The organism is Dyella japonica, from assembly GCF_040545895.1.
Lineage (GTDB): Bacteria > Pseudomonadota > Gammaproteobacteria > Xanthomonadales > Rhodanobacteraceae > Dyella > Dyella japonica_D.
The window spans coordinates 470,533-492,382 of sequence record NZ_JBEPMU010000001.1; the positions used below are offsets into that span (position 1 = coordinate 470,533).

Sequence of the window (21,850 nt, forward strand, 5' to 3'; positions counted from 1 at the left end):
ATTCTCCTCGTTGGCCACCTGGGGGCGGCGGCCACCACCTGAAGCTCATGTTGTGAAGTCCTGGTCGTCCCGTTGTCGGGCCGACTCGGCGCTCATTACTTCTTTCGTGCGGCCTTTGCCGGCTTGGCAGCGACATCTTTGTCCACGATGACGCGCACCCACATGTCGCCGTTGGCGTCCGCATGCATGTTCTGCACTTCCCGCGCAAAGCCAGGGAACTTGCGCCCATAGGCTTCCACCGCCTGCAGGAAGCGGAAGATGGGGCCGCCCTTGGGATCCATGCGCTCGCCCGGCATCAGCACGGGAATGCCCGGCGGATACGGAACAATCATCAAGGCAGCGACGCGGCCCGGCATGTCCGCGATGCGCACCTCTTCGGTATCGCCATGAATCAGGTGCTGGTACGCCTCGGCAGGTGTCAACACAGGCTCGGAGAGCGTTTCGCCGGCCTTGTTCGCCATCGCCTGCAGATCCAGCTCGCTCATCGTCTCGTGCATCTCGTCGCACAGCTGCGGCAGCGTCATCTCGCGATAGCGATCGGGATAGGCATGCACCAGATCAGGCAGCGCCTCCTCCAGGGTGGCGTTGCGATCATAAAGCCGCTTGAAGGAGAGCAAGGTCTCCAGCAACGTGCCCCACTTGCCCTGCGTAGTGCCCACGGAGAACAGCACCAGCACCGTGTAGTCGCCGGTGCGTGCAATGGCTTGCCGTCGCGCATCGAGGAACTTGGTCAGCACCGCGCCGGGTATGCCGCGCTTGGCCAGCTTGCCCTTGGCATCCGTGCCTGGACAAAGAATGGTGACCTTGGTCGGGTCGAGCATGCAGAAATCATCCTTGACCACATCGTCCGGCAAACCGTGCCAGGCGTCGCCCGCCCTCAAGGTCCAGCACGCTGTCGATTCGGCCAGCACATCAAGCGGCGCTTCGTGGAAAGGAACCTGTTTTCCCTTCACGGGAACGCGTGGCGGCTGGAACAGCGAGAAGAACCATTGGCCGTCATCCTGCAGCCGCTGGGCAACGAGCGCGACCGTGCGGCGGAACGCCACCGCCAGGCCCACCGTTTCGCGCAACAACGCTGGTCCGGATGGCTCGTCCATCATGGCCGAGGCGATGTCCAGCGACGCGATCAGCGGATAGAACGGCGAAGTGGTGCCGTGCATCATGAAAGCTTCTTTCACGGGTGCCATGGCGAGCTCGCCGCGCTTGCTGTTGCTCACATGGATGTAGGACGCCATCGAGAATGCCGGAAGCATCTTGTGCGTCGACTGCACGGCCAGCACCGTCGGACGATTCTTGATGTCGCGCGGCACGCCCATCGCGTAGCGATGTTTGTAGAGCGGATGGAACTTGCCGTAGGCGTACCAGGCCTCATCGAAGTGGACCCGATGAACGCTGGTCGAAAGCATCTCCACCACCTTGTCGACGTGATACAGCAGGCCGTCGTAAGTCGGATTGGTGACGACGGCGTAGACAGGCTCCTTCGACTTGGCGTTCGCCGACAACGGTGAATCGGCAATCAGGCCTTGAATGTGCGCGTGCGAAAAGCGCTTGGGCGGAATCAGGCCGATCATGCCGTAGCCGTTGCGACTGGGCTGGAAATACACCGGCCGCGCGCCCGACAGCGTCATCGCATGGTTGAGCGACTTGTGGCAGTTCCGATCGGCAATGACCATCTCGTCCTTGCCGATGCAGGCCTGCACCACGATGCGATTGGAAGCTGACGAGCCGGCCAGCACGTAGAACGTCCAGTCCGCGCCGAACACCCTCGCGGCCATGCGCTGCGAGTCGGCCGGCGGGCCTTCGATGTCGAGCCACGAACCCAGTTCGGCGTTGGAGATGCCGATGTCCGCACGCATGATGTTCTCGCCGAAGAATTCGTGGAACTCCGCCCCGGCTGGGTGCTTGAGGTAGGCGGCACCGCCCATGTGGCCCGGTGCATCCCATTGATAGGCGCCCTCTTCCGTCAGTTTCTTGAGCGCCTTGAAATAGGGAGGAAGCAGGCCGCTGTGATAATCGTCAATGGCGAACTGCAGGCGGCGCGCGAAAAACTCCGGCGTCTCGCTGCCGACGTTCACGTACTCGCGAACCTCCTCGACCAGACTCATCGACAAGTCCGGTGTCTGGATGCTTTTGGTCAGCAGAAAGATCGGCAACTTCAGCGACTTCTCGCGCACGGCACGAACGATCCGCATCGCGGACTTTTCTGCCATCGAGCTGGTTTCGCCAAGGTCCCAGTCGATCGCCACGGCGGAGTACGACGGCTTGCCGCGTGCAATCGCCAGGCCGTCCTCGCCATTCATGGCCTGCACCACCGCAATGCCGCGCTCCTCGATGGCCTTGCCCAGGCGGGACAAGGCAAGACGGAACGCCGAACCCTCGTCCGGCAAATCGGTAGTGACAAAGAGAATCCATGGATGATTCATCGACATGAGGTGCGTACTCCAATGCTGTTCAGGCCTTGTCGATACCACCGATCACCCGGCGCACGGCAACGCACTAGGGATTCAGGTCATACCGAAACGTTGTTTGCAGACGCTGTCCCTGCCCGCGCAGATCGGTCAGCGCGATGTTCTGTCCCCACAGGTATTCCACGCCAACCATCGCCCGCTCGCTGAACTTCCAGGCGAGGTTGATGGAAGCGAACTTGGTGCTCTTGGGCTGGTCTGGACTGATCAGCAGGTTGGATTGGGGGCTGATCCTGAGATAGCCGTAAGCAAGACTCGAGGTCAGGTCCTCGTGCCATGCATGCGTGTAGCCGGCGCCGAATCCCCTCGCACGAATCGCGCGCAGATCACCTTCGGGCGTAAAGGCAGCATCCAGTCCCAGCCCGGAAATGTCCTGCAGGAAATTGGCGTAGCCCTTGCCGTAGCTCGCCCATCCCTGGACGCTGTCGTGTTCGAACAGAGCCGTGGTGCCGGTGAGTTGGGTCGCATAACCCGTCGTGCTGCGCGTGCGCGCCGTGGCGCTTTCCACGCGAAGGTCGCGCAGGATATTGGCCCACTGGATGTGCCAGCTGGGCGCCTGCCACCTGAGGCCCAGCGTGATGTCGGGACGGCGCGAATAGGTGTTGAAGCCCTCGATGACGCTGATGTCCGCATTGGGCTTTTCCAGCGACATCGGCAGGGTCAAGGCGCTCTCGCCACTTCGGTACAGCACCGGCGCAAAGCGAATCTGCGGCCCGTATTTGAAGGTGAACGAGTTCGGACCTTCGTAATCGAGGGTATTGGGGAAGACGTCGATGTCGGTGAACGCAGAGATGTTGTAACCGGCCAGCAGCGAGTAATGCTCGTTGTCCAGTTCGCCGTAGAAGGCCTGCAGGTTGTACGGCATGTCCCCGGTGCCGCTGCCGAAGAAGTTGTTCTTGTAAACGACCTTGAGCGTGCCGTAATCGGTCTGGCGCTGGAAATCCATGCGGAACACGCTTTGCTTGGCGCTCATGTTGGAGCGCCGCCCGCTGTCGTAGAAAGGCTGTCCGCGCACGGGAATCGACGAAGGAACGAAGAGGTCGGCCGCGCCCATGTAAGTGCTGTCGGCCATCGCATCCAACTGGGCGATCAGGTCGACCTTGAGCAGATTGCCCGTGTCGCCCAGTCGCACGTACCCTTCGGGGAGCGGCTCGTACGCACCGGCAATGGACGAAGGCGGCCGATAAGGTGGCGGCCCCGAGGGCGTGGGTGAAGGCGCAGCCGTCGCCGGACTCGTCAGCGGCGGTGCCGTTGGCTGCGCCTTGGCAGTGGCCTCCTGCGTCTTTTCTTTTGCCTCCAACTCCTCCAGGCGCGATTGCATCTTCTGCATCACCTGCTGCTGCGCCTGCATCTGCGCCTTGACCTGCTCCAGTTGCGCCTTGAGTTCCGTGGTCTCGGACGATTGCGCCATGACCTCGGGACTGAACGCCACAAGACCGCTCAGGAGAAGTGGCGCGCAGCAGAGCGTCTGCCGTCGCATGAAACCGAGGGATGGCCGATGCATGGTGGTGCCTCCAGTCAACTTAGTAGAACTGAACGGGAAGCTGGTGCCGGACACTCGTTCGGTATCCCAACGCTTCAATGACATCAGCTCAACCAATCAGCATGAGGTGACAGCAGCCAGCACGCCTTCGCCGGCGCGCCCTTCGCCTTACTCGGGTAGCGCCGTCCGGCGGAACCATTCCTCGACCGACGGATCAGGCTTGCCGAGGTATTGTTCGTAGACCGCGTCGATCTTTCCGGTGCGATAGAGCCGACTCAGCACCTGGTCGACCAGCAAACGAAAATCCGGATCGCCCCGCGCCAACGCCAACGACAAGGGTTCGTAATCGAACACTCGGTTCAGTACGACGATCTGGCCTGAGGTGTCGCTCTTGGCAAGATCGAGAAGCACATTGCGCTCGGCAAAGAATCCATCGACGCGGCCATCGAGTAGCGCCTTGAGGCCGGCATTGAGATCGGGAACAGGAACAACGACGCTGTTGACCTTGAGTTCGTCGCGGCGCTCCTTGAGGAGCTTTTCGGAAACGGAACCGGCGATGACCGCGAAGTTGCGCTGCTGCAGCACCGCAAGCATCGGCGAACCTCGCCATATCGGCCGACCGCCGGACTGTCCGGTCTCAAGCAGATCGTGCAACGCGACCGGAGCGTCCTTGCGCAACATGACGCCGACGCCACTGCTCATGATCGGAATGGAAAAACTCACCTCGGCCCGGCCGCTCAACGAGGGCACGGATGGTCCGCACAAAAGGTCGATACGACCCTCCGCGACGGCCTTGAAGCGATCGGCCGCATCGACAGCGACAAATGCCGTGGTGACATTCGGTGCGTGCAAGGCTTCCTGCGTCGCGCTGACAATCTGTCGGCACAGGGCAATCGCATAGCCATCGGCGGAGCCGGGCTTGTCCTCGTAGGTAAAGGGACGCGCCTGGGCATAGTAGCCAATCGTGAACTTGCCGCTTGCGCGTATGCGCTCCAGCGTTGCGCTGCCCTGCCCTCCGGTCGGCGCCTGCGCCAGGATGGCCGGCACGTACACCACCAGCAGCCCGAGCAACGCCCAACGCAACAGGCTGTTACGCACAACATCATTCATGCGTGACATGTCTTCTCTCCTGGAAAGCCTTGATCCGTCATGGCGAGCTATCCGCGCAGGGGCTCCGCAGCGATCGGGGGAGGAAAGCGAGGTGCCAGGAACCCATAGATCAGGAAGGTGAGCGCCATGACGATGGTTGCACCAAGCACGGCCTCCGTGCCGGATGCGTAGATGGCATAGGTGCTGTAGAGCATCGCCACGATCACCACAAACGCATTGAGTCGATAAGTGTGCTGAGGCACGGATGCCTTGCGCATCATGATCATCAGGCCCGACAGCGCCAGAATGTAGGGAATGACGTTGGTCACCACGGCAAGGTTGACCAGCACCGCGAACTGTTCGCCCAGGCTAGGCGATGCAGTGGACAACGCCATCAAGCTCTGCACCACCGCCATCACGATCATGCCGATGATGGGTGCAGTCATCTTGTTGGTCTTGGCAAAGAAGGCCGGGAACATGCGTCCTTCGGCGGCCGTCTTTGCCGTCTGCGCAATGGTGAACTGCCAGCCGAGCAGCGATCCCAGACATGCAAGGATGGCCAGCGCGCGAATGATCGAACCCACCGTCGGATTGAACATCTGCGAGTACGCCAGCGCGAACGGGCCGGTGGACTTGGCCAGCTCTTCGTTGGGCACGATGCCCTGGATTACGGTGGTGGACAGAATGTAGATGGCGGCAGCACCCAGGGTGCCGAGCATGCAGGCCATGGGCACGTCGCGTTTGGGATTCTCGACGGCATCGGAGTTCTGCGCGGCTGACTCCATGCCGAGGAAGGCCCACAACGTAAGCGCGATGCTCGAATCCATGCCCTTGAAGAAACTCAGGCCGTGCGGATTCCACGCTGCTGAGAACGTCGAACTCTTGAACCATATCCAGCCGATGATGGAGAGCCCTGCCACCGGCACGATGACGCCCCACACGGTGATCGAACCAATGCGCCCGGTAATTCTTGGGCCACCGAAGTTCGCGAGCGTGGTCAGCCAGATCAGCAGGATCACGCCGATGCAGGTCGAAGCAGGCGTCGACGACAACCACGGGAAGAAAGCTGCGAGATAGCCCACCGCCGAAATGGCGATCGCCACGTTGCCGATGGCCAGCGACAGGAAATAGAGGAAAAAGGTGAGGAAATAGCCGCCCTTTCCATACGCCTCTTCGGCGTAGGCCGCCATGCCGCCAGCGCGTTGGCTAAGCAGGCCCGCCTGGGCAAAGCCGTAGGCGATGGCCATGGATCCCAGGGCCGTCACCACCCACGAGGTCAAGGAAATGGCACCCACCTGCGCCATGTTTGCCGGGAGCATGATGATGCCTGAACCCATCATGTTGACCGCAACGAGTACGGTCAGCTGGATCATGCTCATCTTCTTCGTGCCGTCCATCATAGCCTCCCGATTCCGAATTCTGGAGTTGCCAGGACTTGCCACGCAAACACGCGCGACCGGCCTAAACGACCGGCATTCGATTTTTGAAATGCACTGCCCCTACGTACACAGCACTTGGAGAAATTATTAAATATCTTTAATCGATACTGTGCTGCCGCCAATCAAGATGGCGTGAATCATCGTGATGATCAAATATATTTGGACATCTATACATCTAAATACGCAAATCCTTTCCGTATAAATCGGATGGATAATGATGTTCGACGCAGTCACGCACGGCATGATTACTTCGCTGGATCTACTGAATATGACTCAGTAGCCGTGAGTCGCGAGGCTTATCGCATTTGTGTATGCATGCAAGCCAACACTCCGCGCAGTGGAGAATCGACTCGATGGCCGCCAGTGGTCGCGTTGGTGAAGGAGGCGCCGTTATCTCACGCGGCGCGAAGAACGGAATGGAAATCGAACCCAGTTTCCGCCCATCCTCTTTCCTATGAAAGAAGCCCCGGCAAACTCGAATGACGAGTCTGCCGGGGCTGGTGGCGAATCCGAATATCACCAGAACATACTCATTCCCGAACAGTGATCTCCACGCGCCGGTTGGGTGCCAGGCAGGCAATCAGCTGTGCCCGCGAACCATTAGGGCATTCCTTCACAGGGAACGCTTCACCCCGGCCTTCCGAGGTCATGCGGTTGGCGGAGACGCCTCTGCTTGCAAGGTAGTCGCGCACGGCATCAGCACGTTGCTGCGACAAGGACTGATTGTGTGCAATGGCGCCAAGCCGGTCGGTGTAGCCCGCAATGTGTATTCTCGCGTCGCCGTCACGCAACTGACTCGCCAGCTTGTCCAGCTCGTCGCGCCCCACGGGCGAAATATCGGCAACACTCCCCTTGTCGAAAGCGAATGCGGCGTCCGCGGAAAGCACACGCTTCTGTTGTGCCGGCACGGTCGGCGCGGCGGCCACTGGCGATGTGTGTTCCAGCAAAGCGGCGCAGGATTCGGGCTTCCAGTAGAAGCTGCGCGCCAGCTTGTTTTCGTCAAAGAGCACCTTGTACTGACACACCGTCACTTCGCTGGTGTCCGCCTTGCGGAAGTTGAACAGGTAGTTCCACTCGCGCACGCCCCACACGCCTTCACTGAAGTGGGGATAGCCGATCAACGCCGACAGCTGTTGTTTGTTGAGGCCAGCATGCACCTGTCGAAGGTCTGCCGAATTGGGGAACGTACCGCCTTTGTGCATCGGCGTTGTCGCTTCTGGCGCGGGCCATACGAGTTCACCGGCCGCATGGCCATCGTTCGCCACGTTGCGGCTGACGTTTCCGCAGCCACCCATACCCAGCGCCAGCAGAGCCAGCGCAAACACCTGCATTTTCTTTGTGTGCTTCATATCCATGGACTCCCGTGTTCACCAAGCCACGTTGACACTGCCGCCCACGCCCAGGTCGCCCCGGGTGTCGGATGAGGCGGCGAGCTTGAAGATGTAATGGCCGCTTTCGCTGATGGTGGAGAGGCCCACTGCCAAACCAGCTTCACCGCGGTACGAACCCACGCCCACGCCGAACGTACTCAGGTTCGGCTGGTAGGCCTGGCCCAGGCTGGACATCGCGATGCCCGCGGCAATGCCCGCATTTGCACGGTTGGACACGGAATTGATGTCCTGATGAATACCGTCGAGCTTCTGGTCGGTATAGTTCTTCGCCCAATCCTGCGCGCTCTGGATGCCTGTATTGAGTTGCTGGACGTTCACCGCGTCAGTGGCATTCACGCCTGCCGCAACATTGGTCACCGTGCGCTCGTGGCCGGCCGAACCCACCGATACCGAATTGCTGGTGGACGCCACCGACCCCGCGCCAACGGCAACACTGTTGTCACCGGTTGCGGAGGAGCCGCCACCGATCGCCGTGCTGTTGTTGCCTGATGCGCTGGAGCCGGCCCCGGCCGCCGTCGCGTTGTTGCCCGTGGCTGATGCCGAGGACGTGTTGTCGGTGCTGGTCTGGTAGGTATTGTTCGCGGTGTTCGTGCCACCGCCGCCTCCACTCGTCGGCGGCGGCAGATTGTTGACTACGCTGGTGAGGTTGTTGAACTGCGTATACAACGAGTTCAACGACTGGTTGGTGGCATACAGCTGCGAGCCGTTGATCGCATCCGTGCTGCTGCCGCTGATACGACCCGCCGCCAGGTTGGTAAGCGTGCGCTCCGCACCTGCACTGCCTATGCTTACCGTCGATCCCGGCGTCGTGCCGGCGAAGTTGTACGTGACGCCGCCGAGAGTGCTTGAGGCAGTACCCACGGCCGCATCGGCCTGCGACTGGGAGCCGAGGGCGACGCTGCCCGCGAAGGCAGCCTGCGACCCCGCACCCAGGGCCAACGCCTGGATGCCATTGGATGTGGCGTTGGTGCCAAGCGCCACGCCGTCGGCGAGATTCACCGTAGCGTTCTGACCAATCGCCGTGCCACCCGGCGCGGTCTGCTGCACGATGGCGCCATTACCCATGCCGATGCCGTTGTCGCCGTTCACCGTGGTTTGCGGACCGATGGCCACCGATTCCGCGCCTGCCGCCAGCGAATCCGACGCGGCGGAATTGGCGTGGAAGTACTTGATCGGCGTAACCGAGAACGAGCTCATCGCACCTTTCAGCTGACGCAACGTCACCGCATCCTGATCCTGCGTGCCGTCCGCCACGTTGGTGATCTGGCGGAAATCGGTGGCATTGCCTACGGAAACCGCGCCGAGCAAGGTGCGATCCGTGGTGTTGTAGGGAATCACATTGGTGCCGACGAGGATCGAGCCCGAACTCGGTGCGATGGCACGATCAGACACCGCCCCCGAACCCAGCGCCACGCCGCCCAGCACGGAAACGCCCGTGTTCTGACCCAGCGCCGTGCCATTGCCGGCTGCCGCCGTGGCGCCTACGCCTGCCGCCAACGCGTCGATGCCGGTCGCGCCGTTGTTGGTGTAGTTGCCGCCATTCGTGCCGTTGTCGTTCACGCTGTAGTAGTGCGTCGCGTTGGCGGTCACGGTGTTGCTCAAGTTGTCGACGGCCTGGTTGGTGGCGAACAACTGCGAGCCGTTGATCGCGTCAGTGCTGCCTCCATTGACCTGGCCCGCCGCAACGTTAGTGATCGTGCGCTCGGCACCCGTCGTGCCCACGCTGACCGTACTGGTAGGTGTCGTGCCGGCGTAGGCATAGGTCTGGCCAGCGATGGTGCCGCTGGCGGTGCCAATCGCAGCGCCGGTCACGCTGCCCGCGCCCAGCGCCACATCGCCCGCGTTCGTGCCAGCCGTTGCGCCATTGCCGATCGACACCGCATTGGCTGTACCTGCGGTGGACACCGGCCCAATCGCCACGCTGTCCGCACCGGCGGCGTTGGAATCGGCCAGGATGGAGTTGGCATGGAAATACTTGATGCCCGCGCCGTCCACCGCGCCGCCGATCTGGTTGAACACCTGCTGCAGCGAACTGTATGTGCTGCCGCCATAGCTGATGCTGGTGTTGATCGCGCCGGTAGCCGGGTTGTAGGTCGTGCTGCCGCCATAACTGTTGGCGATGGAGTTGCCCAGGTTGGTCACCGTGCTGCCCACGGTATTGAGCGCCTGATTGGTGGAGAACAGCTGCGACCCATTGACCGCGTCCGTGCTGCCGCCATTGATGCGGCCAGCAGCAACGTTGGTGATGGTGCGCTCCGCATTCGGCGCGCCCACGCTAACGGTGCTGGTCGGCGTGGTGCCGGCGAAGGCGTAGGTTGTGCCATTGATGGTGGTGTTCGCCGTACCCACGGCCGCCCCTGTGACGGAGCCGGCGCCCAGCGCCACATCACCCGCGTTGACGCCGGCGGTGGCGCCATTGCCGATCGATACCGCATTCGTCGTGCTTGCGGTGGACACCGGCCCGATCGCCACGCTCTCCGCGCCCGCCGCGTTGGAATCGGCCAGGATGGAATTGGCGTGGAAATACTTGATGCCCGCACCGTTAACCGCGCCACCGATCTGATTGAAGACCTGTTGCAGCGAGCTGTACGTGGTGCCGCCGTAACTGATGCTGGTGGTCACCGCACCGGTGGCCGGGTTGTACGTGGTGCCACCGCCGATGCTGGTGGCGACGGTGTTGCCGAGGTTGGTCACCGTGGTGCCCACCGCAGTCACCGCCTGGTTGGTCGCGAACAACTGCGAGCCGTTGATGGCATCCGTGCTGGAGCCGCTGATGCGGCCGGCCGCAACGTTGGTGATGGTGCGCTCGGTGTTCAATGCACCCACGCTCACCGTGCTGGTGGGCGTGGTGCCGGCAAAGGCGTAGGTCGTGCCATTGATGGTGGTATTCGCGGTCTGTACGGCGACGGCCGTGGTGGAGCCCGAGCCGAGCGCAACATCATTTGCATTATTGGCGGCCGCCCCGTTGCCGAAGGCCACCGCACCCGCGGCCAACGCGCTACTGCCGTTGCCAAGCGCGACCGAGCCGATGCCCTGCGCGTTATTGTTGTTGCCAATGGCCACGGCGCCATCGCCATTGGCCGTGTCATTGGCGCCGGTTGCCACCGCACCATTACCCGTCGCGGAATTCGGGTCGCCGATGGCCACGGCACCGTTGCCGTTGGCTATCTGCCCTTCGCCCAGCGCGACCGCGCCCGTGCCGCTGGTCACCTGCGAATTGTGGCCGCCCGCGATCGAACCCGTTCCCGCGGCTGCCGCGACGATGCTGCCGTCGCCAAACGCTACCGTAGACGCGGCCAGTGCTTGCGCGGCGTTGCCCATGGCCGTCGCATTGAGTGCCGTAGCTTGCGAAAGCGCGCCCAGCGCCACGGCGTCCTGGCCGCTCGCCGCCGCACCCGCACCCAGTGCCGATGCACGCGTGGCCGTCGCCGCCGCGTTGTTGCCCAGCGCGACAGCCGACTGTTGCGTGCTCTGCGCACCGGAACCGGCGGCCACTGCGCCAATACCACTGGAAATGGCCTGATTGCCCAACGCCAGTGCGAAATTGGCCGAGGCACTGGAAAGCGGGCCTACCGCAACCGCACTCTGCCCGGCAGCGTTTGCGCTGACGCCCATCGCCGCCGAGGTTGCACCGGATGCGGTCGCCAGGACACCGGCAGCCAGCGCATTCACTCCGCTCGTGTTCGCGCGAAGACCAATGGCCACGGCACCGCCTGCGCTTGCGGTGGTTTCGCCGCCGATGGCAATGCCGTTGTCGCCCGCCGCCGCCGCGCCCGCTATGGCATCGCCGCCGAGGGCAAGCGCGCCTGCGCCCGATGCCCTCACCGCGGAAGCGGCGGCTGTGCCACCCACGCCAAGTGCGGTGGCATAGGAACCCGTGGCCTGCGCCATCTGGCCGATCGCGGTGGACTCTCCGCCCGATGCCTTGGCGATCGAACCGACCGCCGTGCTCCATATGCCGGTGGCACCCGTCAAGTTGCCGATGGACACACCTTGCATGCCGCTGGCGGTCGCCTGGTTGCCGAGCGCAACGGCTTCGAAGGTCGTGGTGGTGGTGCCATCGGGAAGCACGATGCCCGAGGCTCCGTTGGCCTGGGCATTACCGCCGATGGCAATGGGAGAGCCGCCATTGGCGGCGACCGCAGAGGCGCCCGCGCCCAGCGCGATGGTCAACCCTCCGGATGTGCCACTGGAAGCATTTGTATTGGTGCCGATGGCCACGGCGTTCTGGCTGGTTGCCTTCGATGTCGAGCCCACGGCAATGGCGTTGTTGGCAGAGGCCGTGACGTCGGTACCGATGGCAATGGCACTGGCGGCGAGCGCTCCGGTAGTAGGCGCGGTACGCGCACCGATGTAGATGGCATTGATGGCGTTGGCGTACGCCTGGAAACCGACGGCCACGCCGTTCTGCCCCGTGCTTTGCGCTGCATAACCAACCGCCAGCGCGCCGAGCACGGACGCATTCGCCGTCGCGCCCAGCGCGGTGGCCCCGACGCCATTGGCGGTGGCTCCGAAACCCATGCATGAGGCGGTGCTGTTGTAAGCATTGAAGGGAGCGGCGGTGCAATCCACCGATTGCGCGTGCGCCGGCAAGACCCATCCGATTCCACCTGCTGCCGCCAGCACGATGAAGATCCCCGAACGCGGATGTCGCAGCGACGAACGTTTCACGGTTTGTCCGCCACCGCTCTGGCTTGACGCCAGTTCCGAGACCACCACGAGCTGATTCAGCGCGCGGCTCCAGACTTTGCGATAGATCTTGTTCATACCCAACTCCCTTGTGGCTGATTTGGCACCAGGGATGCGGTCAGGACAAAGTTTCCGGGCGCACTCGACCATCGCGCACGCGCCAGCGCGAGCACAGGGACGATGAACCCCTGCGCTCATGCATTCGCATGAACGTTTTCTTTAAACGTCAGGAATCGAGTCGACGCGCTCGGCTACTAAGAACCTGCACACCCCTGTTTGTGTCGAGGACTAAAACGAAACGGCATGGCCAAGGGGGAATCAGCCTGATTCGTTTCGTTCTGCTGGTGCGACGTCCCTACGTCCAGCCAACGCTACCGTGCTTTCTCGATCGCCATAGGCCGAACTGTTTCAAGACCCGCGTACGGCTGTCGCCGTCCGAGCATGCCAGTACGAGATGAACTTTGTGAGTGGCAATCCACGAGCTAAACATGAAGCTCATCACACTTGCCACGATCCACTTTAGCGCTAACAGCGCACGCAGGTTTCATCCGGGCTATCGACCATCCCGGAGCCAGGCCAACCCACCATGCATGCATTCACGTGCGGAAACGATTTTCCGTTTAGACGTCTAAATAAACGAAGTCGTCGTTCGAAATATCTTGCTCATCCCGGGAAGCCAACTCGCGCCGCGGCTCGCCGCCACTTTCGGTGACGCGCCCATAGAACGCCCTCTTCCCGCACGGGGTCTCACGATCCCTACGGCTGTTCGCCCGCCCGGATCGTCGCTTCATTGATCGCATGTACTTGCGCTTCATCCACTTTTTCGATCCTGCGGTCGTAGGTGAACAGGCCATTGTGTTCGCCTTCGACGTCGGTGATCTGGGTATAGACGCTGCCGGACATGCCTTTGGCCATGCCTTTGTCGCGCAGTACGGCGGTGTTGGCGACGTAGCCGGCCGTCAGCGCAAGCTGGTCCTTGACGGCGCCATAGGGATTGATCGGCGTGTTGGGCCAGACGTGATCGGCGATACCCAGCGTGAGGCCGCCGTGCTCGCCGTCGATGGCAGCGCGTTGCGCATCCGGACTGGGCAGGCCCGGCCCCTGGTAGTCGTGCACGTCGTAGACGTCGCCGGTGTGCGGATCACCCTTGGTATCGCAGCAATTGGCACCGCTGCGCGCATCGACCAGTCGCGAGGGATCGAGCCGTTTGATCTGCGCCGCCAGCTCGGCGGCGGCCGGAATGCTCCATTGGCCCCAGCCTTCGTTGAATGGAATCCAGCCGATGATCGAGGTCTCGCCGGCAAGTTGCTCGACAATGGCCGATACATCCGCACGGAAGCGGGCCTTGTCGGCATCGTTGAGCTGATTGTTGCGTCCGTTCGGCAGCGCCGGCATGTCTTGCCACACCATCAGGCCGATGCGATCGGCCCAGTAGTACCACCGTGCAGGCTCTACCTTGATGTGCTTGCGGATCGTATTGAAGCCCAGGTCCTTGGTTTTCTGGATATCGAACTTGAGCGCCGCATCGGTAGGCGCAGTGTAGATGCCGTCGGGCCAGTAACCCTGGTCCAGCGTGGCAAGCAGAAACGTCGGCTTGCCATTGAGCACGATGCGGTTGCGGCCGTCCACCTTTGCTATGGCGATGGTGCGCAGGCCGGCGTAGCTGGTCACTTCGTCGCGTTGACTACCTTGCGTCAGCGTCGCCTTGAAGGTGTACAGGAAGGGATCCTGCGGGCTCCATACATGCGGCTGCGCAATGGCCAGATGCAGGGACTCACCAGCCGGTCCGCTTGCCTCACCCACCGACTTGCCATCGGCATAGGCGACGACGTGCAGCGTGGCTGCATCACTTTGACCCTCGATCCTGGCGGTGACGGTGAACGCATCCAGACTTGGCGACGCCGTGAAGTTCAGTTGCGCCAGACTGGTGGCCGGCACCGGCTCCAGCCATACCGATTGCCAGATGCCCGACGCCGCGGTGTAGAAGATGCCCTCGGGCTTCAGCCGCTGCTTGCCGACCATCACATTGGCGTTGTCCACCGGCGCATGCACGGCAACGATGATCTCCTGCGGGCCGCGCCCGCGCAGCGCCGACGTGATATCGGCGCCGAACGATGTATAGCCTCCCAGATGTTGCGCCACTTGCCTGCCGTTGACGTACACCGTGGCGTCCTGGGCCACCGCACCGAAGTTCAGTCGCACATGGTTTCCGCCCGCAGTAAAGCTGGCCGGGATGTCCACCATCCGGCGGTAGAACATGAAGTCCGAATGCTTCTGCACGCCTGAAAGCACGGACTCGATGGGATACGGCACCAGCGCCCGGCTCTTCAGTGTCTTGCCGAATGGCGGCGCAGTCTCCCCTTCGCCAGGCTCGTATTGCCACAGCCCGTTCAGGCTCATCCATTGGGGATGATCGAGCGACGGGCGCGCCAGTTGCGGTCGCGGATACTCTGGCAATGCGTTGCTCGGCGACACTTCCGCGGTCCACGGCGTTGCCAGCGGCGCCACTTTGCCGCTCCAGGTTGCCGTCTGCTCTGATGCCGCCATCACGGTCGTGGCGAAACTCATCGCGATGGATAGAACCATCAAGCACTGGGCAACACGCACTCCACGATTTCCTTTCATTCGCTCTTCCTCATCAGGTATCCGGTTTACTGCGCCGACATCGATGGCGGCGCATCGCGCAGGTCCGCGCCCCAAGCCTTGTTCGGCTCGGGCCCCATCGTCAGCACCAGTGTTGCGCCGTTCGCGATATCGGCATGGCTGAACCAGGGCTTGTTCCACGGCTTGCCGTTGAGCGTGGCCGACTGGATGTACATGTTCGTTGCGGAATTATCCTGCGCGACAATCTCGAAGATCTTGCCGTTGCCCATGTGCAGCCGGACCCGGTCGAAGATCGGACTGCCCATGATGTAGTCGGGGCTCGACGGATCGACCGGATAGAAGCCCATCGCACTGAGCACATACCACGACGAGGTCGAGCCCTGGTCGTCCATGCCAGGGAAAGCGTAGCCGCTGGCGTCGCTGCCATACATGTCGGCCAGGATGCGGCGCGTCAGCGCCTGCGTCTTCCAGGGCTGGCCGCTCCACGCATAGAGATAGGCCGCCTGCTGATCGGGCTGGTTGCCTTGCACGTACTGACCGATCAGGCCCGTGCAATCGCGGCAGATGCCCTTGGCCGTATATGGCGTGGAGAAGAATGCGTCCAGCTTGGCGCTGAACGCATCGCGCCCACCGAGCAGATTCGCGAGCCCCCGCACGTCGTGCGGCACCAGCCACAGCGTGGACCAGCCCGAGGCTTCCTTCATCATGAAGTTGTAGTAAGGCTCGCCCGGATCGAATGGCGAAATCCACTTGCCGTCTTCCGTGCGACCACGCACGAAGCCCACCGACGGGTCGAACACGTTGCGGTAATTCGCGGCGCGGCGCAGGAACATCTGCGCGTCGTCGGTCTTGCCGAGGCGTTGCGCGACGTCGGCCAGCGCATGATCGTCCCAGGCGTATTCGAGCGTGGTGGCGGCGCCCGCCTTGCCGCCTGCGTAAGGCGGGCTAGGATTTCCCGGCGGCACGATGTCGGAAATCCAACCGTTCTTCATGTATTCGGCGAGATAGCCGCGCGGACCCTTTGGGTCGGTGGCGTTCTTGCGCAAATACTCATAGGCGGCGGCGTAGTCGAACGGAATGCCGCGCTGCCATGCGCCGTCGTAGAGGAACACTGCATGGTCGCCGTGGAACGAGGTGTCCATGTAGCCGTGTTCGCGTGCGCGATCCAGTTCGGATCGCATGATGTCCTGCACCACCTTCGGTTCCAGCAGCATCAAAAGCGTGATCTGGTTGCGACCGGTATCCCAATAGGGCACCGGGCCATAACGATCGTAAGCGGCAACCTGGACCTTGCCGTCCTCGCCAACAAAATGATCGCCCTTGCGCGCAACCAAGCGCGGGCTGGCAAAGGAGTGATACAGCGTCGAGTAGAACAGCATGCGCTGCTTCGGCGTGCCGCCGGTAACCTCGACGCGATCGAACAGTTGCGCCCACGCAGCGCGTGCCTGCGCGTGCACGCGTTCGAAATTGCTGTCCGGATCTTCATCACGCAGTCGCTGTTCGGCTTCGTCGGCACTATGGCCATGGGCGACCCTCACCAACACCTGCTCGCCGGCCTTGGTGTCGAACCTGACATAGGCACCGGCATAGCTGCCGGATACTGCGCGCCGGTTGGCCTGCACGTCCGCATCGCCAATGCCATAGCCTTCGTGCTGGCGATCCGCGCGAAACGTGCCAAAAGCCGTGAACGGCCGCGAGAATTCCGCGACGAACCACGGCCCTTCCGAATCGTCGCGCAGATGTCCACCCTTGGTGACGCCGCGAATGGTGTGGTCGCCGACCACCTCCACGTCGCCGTCAGGGCGGCGCAGATTCAAGATGACGTTGGAGCGATGGCTCGCCGGAAAAGTGAAGCGCATGAGGCTGGTCCGTTGCGTGGCCGTCAGTTCGACGCGCGTATGGAACGTGGCCAGGTCGACGGCGTAGTAGCCGGGTGACGCCTTCTCGCTCGCCTTGTCGTAATAGGACTGGGTGTAGTCGGGCGGCACGGTCCAGTCGCCCACTACCGGCATGATCATGGGCGCCGCGCGACCACCATAGGTCGAACCGCCACCGGTGAAACCGATCATCGTGGGATTGGTGTAGTAGTAGGACATGCCGACGCCCGCCGGATAGCTGAGGTCGACATTGAGGTTGACCGGCGTGGCCTCGGTCGCACTTTGCGGCAGGCTCGCGCCCGGCGACGTCATGCCCGAATACAGCGGCTCGCCCGGCGGCGGCGAATTGCCGATGAGTTCCGGTCGATCCAGCGGCGCCGTGCCTACCAGCGGATTGGCCTCATCGACGGACGACACAGCGGACGACGCGAGGCCATTCTGCGCACGACCAGCGCCCATGCTGCCGACGGCAAAGATCGCGAGCACGATGGCAGCGGCGCCGTGCCGCTTGAAGATCGATGAGGTGCAGCGACGAAAACGTTCGAAAGACAGCGTCATGTTTTCTTCCTGTGCGCAAAGAAAGCACATCCATGTGCCAAGCAGGTCATCGCCGCCCTCCTTTCCCGGGGAGGGTGAGAGAAGGAGAACGGCAATGAGCTGGCCGATCACGGGATCAGGCGGCGCGCCCGATCCCGCTCATGCTCCTTCAACCACCGTCACCGAACTTGTATGTCAGGCCCACGTAGTACTGACGCCCGGCGTATTCGTACTGATACAGGCGCGCCGTGGTGTCGCCACCCAGGTACTGGCGCGGCGTGGACTTGGTCAGGTTGATGATCGATGCCGTCACCATCAGGTGCTTGGTGAACTCGTAGTCGCCGTTCAAGTCGATCTGGTTGTACGGCTCCGTGTAGATCGGCAGACCGGAGGAAAGTCCCTGCATGGTGCGACCGGTCCAGTTGCTGGTGGCGCGCAGCAGCAGTCCGTTCTTTTCGTAGAACAGCGAAATATTCGCCGCGTACTTGGCGCTGCCGATCAGCTCCGACTTGCCGACTTCCGTATCGCCGAGTGAGACCGGCGTTTCGTTGGTCTTGTTGAGCGTGTAGTTGGCGATGTAGCCAAAGCCCATGTCGAAGGTGTGCTGCGTGTAGAGTTCCACGCCCTTGGACGTGCCCGAACGTCCGTTGGCGTTGGTGCTGTACTGCATGAACGGCGTCGGCGTGCCGTTCACGTCCACCGTCATGTTGTTGACGGTTACAGGTACGACGAAGTTCTTCACCTTCTTCTGGAACAGATCCACGCCAACCACCGATTCGGGCGCGTAGTACCACTCGCCCGCCAGGTCGAACTGGGTGGCCGTGAACGGCTTCAGGTCCGGGTTTGCACCACTGCCGTACCAGCCGGGAAGCGGTGCGCCGAACTGCTTGCGGTCGTCGTAGTAGGCCTGGGTGTTGTTGGTGAGGCTGCCCAGCTGCGCCAGGTCGGTGTAGTTGGCGCGGGCCATCGCCTGCGAGCCTGCGGCGCGCAACACGAAGTTGTCCGCGAACGTCCACGCGACATTGAAGCTAGGCAGGAGCTTGTTGTACTGCTTGTGCGAGGAGGCGTTGGAGAACGTCTCGATCACCGCCTGCTCGCGCGGCAGATACTGGAAGTCGCCCGGCGCGCACGGCCCGCCCGCCACGTTCAAGCCGCTGGCCGGGCAGATCAGGATGTTGCCGCCACCGTCGTGGTAGTACACCGCGTTGTTGGTGGTGATCTCATCGGCAACGGTGAGATCCTGCTTGGTGCTGACGAAGCGCAGGCCCACGTTGCCGCGTAGCGAGCCCGTGTCGAAATTCGCCTGCACGTACGCGGCCGAAATCTTTTCCTGGATCGACGACTTGTCTTCGGGATGGTTGTACAGCACCCGGTCGTAGGTGGAATTGAGATAGTTGTAGTACGCCGGGAAGTTGATCGCCGGGAAAATGCTGTCGTTGTAAGCCTCGGTGTTGCCGTCCAGCGAGTTCGGCTGGAGAAAGCCCGCGGGCAGCTGGCCGGCATTCGGGTCGCAGGTCTGGAACTGCAATTGCGTGCCCTTGCAGTACCAGCGCAATTCGTTGTTCTGCTGCTCGGCGTGGTTGTCGCGATACTTCACGCCGAACTGCAGCGATTGCATCCAACTGTCCTCGAAGGCCCAGGTGAAGTCCGCCTGGGCGAAATTCTGCGAGGTGCTGGTATTGACCATGTTGGAGCCGGTGGAACCAAGATCGACCTGCCCTTCGCCAGCGAGCATGTTCTGCAGCACATTCGGCGATGCCGTGATCGTGGGCTTGCCGTTCAACGTCCACGCCGCGCCATTGCTGCCATCCACCCATTGGCCGTTGACGAAGTTGCGCGGCTTCGCAGCCATGCTCAGCTCGACCGACGGACCACCGGCGGCCCAGGTGCGACCGACGTTGAACGAGCCGCTGAGCGCGCCGCCGTTGTCCCACTCGCCTTCAAGATTGATGGTCTGCGACGTGGCTTTTTCGACCGAATAGTTGCCGGTAACCCACGGGATTTCCGTGGAGCAAACGTCCACCGGTTGCCGCACCGCGCCGGTGACCGGGTTGGTCAGCGCATTACAGCCGGCGCCTGCCGGCGGCAGCACGTAGTTCGCACCCGTAACGACGGTGCGCGACGGGTCGAACGACAGGCCATTGGCCGCGAGCAACCTGCCCTGCTGATCGGCGTAACTGCCGGTGGGCAATCCCCACTCGGGAACTTCCAGCGTATTGGTGATCTGCGTCTGCTGCCGCTGGAAACGGAAGTAGTTGCCGGTCATCAGGAAGTGATCGCTGGGCTTGAACTGCATGGTCGCCTGCGCACCCTTGGTGGTCAGGTCCAATTGGTTGCGGCTGGTCGCGAACTGCTGCGGCATCCAGTAGCCCGAATAACTCTTTCCGCTCTGATCGGTGACGCCGCCGCCGGGCCACAGCGCGAGATTGGGCGCCACGTCCGCACCGTATTGGTGACCATGCACATCCGTCGGCGGCACCGTGCACGTCGACTGGTCCGTGCAGTCGTTGGACCACCAATGCCAGCTCGATGCGTTGGCCATGTAATCGATGTCGCGGCGCTTCTGGTACGAGCCGGCGACGAGCACGCCGAACGTCTCGTCCTTGTTTTTCCACGACCACAGCGCCGATCCTTGCGGCGTGACCTTGCTGCTGTTATCGGAGCCGGCGGCATTGATGGACACGAAGCCATCATTGGCCTTCATCTCCAGCGGCCGGCGCGTGCGCAGGTCCACGTTGCCGCCGATGCCGCCCTCGTCCAGGCGAGCCTCCAGACTCTTGTAGAGCTTGATGTCGGAAAACATGTTGGCCGGCATCAGCGTGTAGTTGAACGAGCGCGACAGTCCGGCCGACGTGTCCGCCGAGGCGACGTAGTTGCCGTTCAATTCGGTGAGCGTGAGCTCAGGAGCAAGGCCTCGAATGCTGACCGTCTTGCCTTCGCCCGACTCACGGGTGATGACCACGCCTGGCACGTGCGCCAGCGCATCGGCGATGTTCTTGGCGGGAAACTGCGCGATATTCTGCGCGTTGATCACTTCCACAATGGAATTGGAATCGCGCTTGTCCTGCATGTTCTGGTCGACCGACTGTCGAAAGCTGGTGACAACCACTGCATCGAGCGTCTTGGCTTCGCCGCTCTTTTCCGTATCGGTTTTCTTGTCCTTGTCGTCCTTTTTCGTCGTTGAGCCATCGGTCGCTTGTGCAGGCGCAGATGTCTGCGCAAAGGCAATCGCGGGCGTTCCCAGATAGCCGCCCAACGACAATGTCGCCATGGCGAGAGCGGCGTACAACGGCTTGCGCGTGAACACGTGTGGCAGGTAAGTCATGTTTCTCCCCAAACTTGTGATGCGCCCTCAAGGAGTCGGCGCGGTGATCCCCCGTTTGATCACTGCTGCAGATGCGCGATTTATTGCGGCAGGCGTGGTCCTCCTTCATGAATTGAATCGATCCAAATTTCTGGCCGCAGCAGCGCCCTCATCCCGTCAGCGGCGACGACTTCAAAACCTCGTGTGGCTTTTGCGAAGGCGCGGGTCTATCGGATCAAATGCAGCGCACCGCTGCCCGCCCCGGCGCTCCCGACGCCGAGTAGTCCCATAGAGCGCAGATGAGAAGGCTTAGACCGACGCTCGCCACCGCGGCGCGGCTACGCGCCGTGTACGAACCCCACGGCTTTCCGCGGGCTTGCCGTCGTCGCGATCGCTGGTCGATGGATGACACGCATCGATCGACAGGCTGATTGCCCTCCGCGCAGGCAGCGCAAAGACGGTGGCCACGGGACAGGCCAGGGACGACAGTGACGCGGGCCGCGAGCTTGCGGACGATGCGCGGCGTTGTGATGACGGAAATGCGGGCGGTATTTGCTGCCATGGGACGGCTTCTCACTCCCTCAATCGGTCTGGAGGGAAACAGCGAGACATGGCCGCGCATGACGCGCGCGCCCTTCGTCCCTCTCTTCCCCGGCCAAGCCCAAGCCCGTCAGATCCTTCGCTTTCGCGATGTCATTCGAATCTCACGCAACTTGGATCGATCTAATCCCCCGTGACGGGCATTAGTGCGCTCAAACACGCAAGCTGTCACGCTGCGGCGCAAAAACGTGGCGCCGAACCGATGGATTTTCCGCAAGGAGTGATTGGGATGTCGGTCGCCGTCGCGCCAGCTGGGACAAGAAAAGGCGATGGCGAAGGGGCGCGCCTCAGGCCATCGAACGCGTTGAGAAGCTGTGGTTGCGCGCACCCTTGGTCGCCGGCTTCTGGATTCAAGCCGGCACGTTCTTCAAG

Annotated in this window: 9 protein-coding genes; all 9 read right to left on the bottom strand. The window is 62.4% G+C overall.

Annotation, left to right across the window (positions count from 1 at the left end; all coding sequences use genetic code 11):
- Positions 1–95 precede the first annotated feature (95 nt).
- The 9 genes from ABIC75_RS02050 to ABIC75_RS02090 all read right to left on the bottom strand — a co-directional run bounded on the left by ABIC75_RS02050 (position 96) and on the right by ABIC75_RS02090 (position 20,899).
- Positions 96–2,429 (bottom strand): Orn/Lys/Arg decarboxylase N-terminal domain-containing protein, encoded by a 2,334-nt coding sequence (locus ABIC75_RS02050; RefSeq protein ID WP_354012201.1) that lies wholly within the window; start codon positions 2,427–2,429, stop codon positions 96–98.
- 67 nt (positions 2,430–2,496) lie between these two features.
- A complete protein-coding gene (locus tag ABIC75_RS02055; protein ID WP_354012202.1) occupies positions 2,497–3,969 on the bottom strand; it encodes a DcaP family trimeric outer membrane transporter in 1,473 nt (490 codons plus the stop codon).
- Between the two features lie 147 nt (positions 3,970–4,116).
- On the bottom strand, positions 4,117–4,995 hold the full coding sequence (locus ABIC75_RS02060) for an amino acid ABC transporter substrate-binding protein (RefSeq protein WP_354012203.1): 879 nt from the start codon (positions 4,993–4,995) through the stop codon (positions 4,117–4,119).
- A 110-nt stretch (positions 4,996–5,105) separates the two neighbouring features.
- Positions 5,106–6,437: a putrescine-ornithine antiporter gene (gene potE, locus ABIC75_RS02065; protein WP_354012204.1), complete on the bottom strand. Its 1,332-nt coding sequence runs from the start codon at positions 6,435–6,437 to the stop codon at positions 5,106–5,108.
- Positions 6,438–7,006: 569 nt separating this feature from the next.
- Positions 7,007–7,825, bottom strand: coding sequence for an OmpA family protein (locus tag ABIC75_RS02070; protein ID WP_354012205.1), 819 nt, complete (start codon positions 7,823–7,825; stop codon positions 7,007–7,009).
- An 18-nt stretch (positions 7,826–7,843) separates the two neighbouring features.
- Entirely contained in the window at positions 7,844–12,634 is a 4,791-nt protein-coding gene (locus tag ABIC75_RS02075) for an ESPR-type extended signal peptide-containing protein (RefSeq protein WP_354012206.1), read from the bottom strand.
- 678 nt (positions 12,635–13,312) lie between these two features.
- Positions 13,313–15,142, bottom strand: a complete 1,830-nt coding sequence (locus ABIC75_RS02080; RefSeq protein ID WP_354012207.1) for a glycoside hydrolase family 2 protein — start codon at positions 15,140–15,142, stop codon at positions 13,313–13,315.
- Between the two features lie 65 nt (positions 15,143–15,207).
- Complete coding sequence (locus ABIC75_RS02085; RefSeq protein ID WP_354012208.1) at positions 15,208–17,595, bottom strand: GH92 family glycosyl hydrolase; 2,388 nt, start codon at positions 17,593–17,595, stop codon at positions 15,208–15,210.
- A 148-nt stretch (positions 17,596–17,743) separates the two neighbouring features.
- Entirely contained in the window at positions 17,744–20,899 is a 3,156-nt protein-coding gene (locus ABIC75_RS02090) for a TonB-dependent receptor (protein ID WP_354012209.1), read from the bottom strand.
- Between the last annotated feature and the right edge of the window lie 951 nt (positions 20,900–21,850).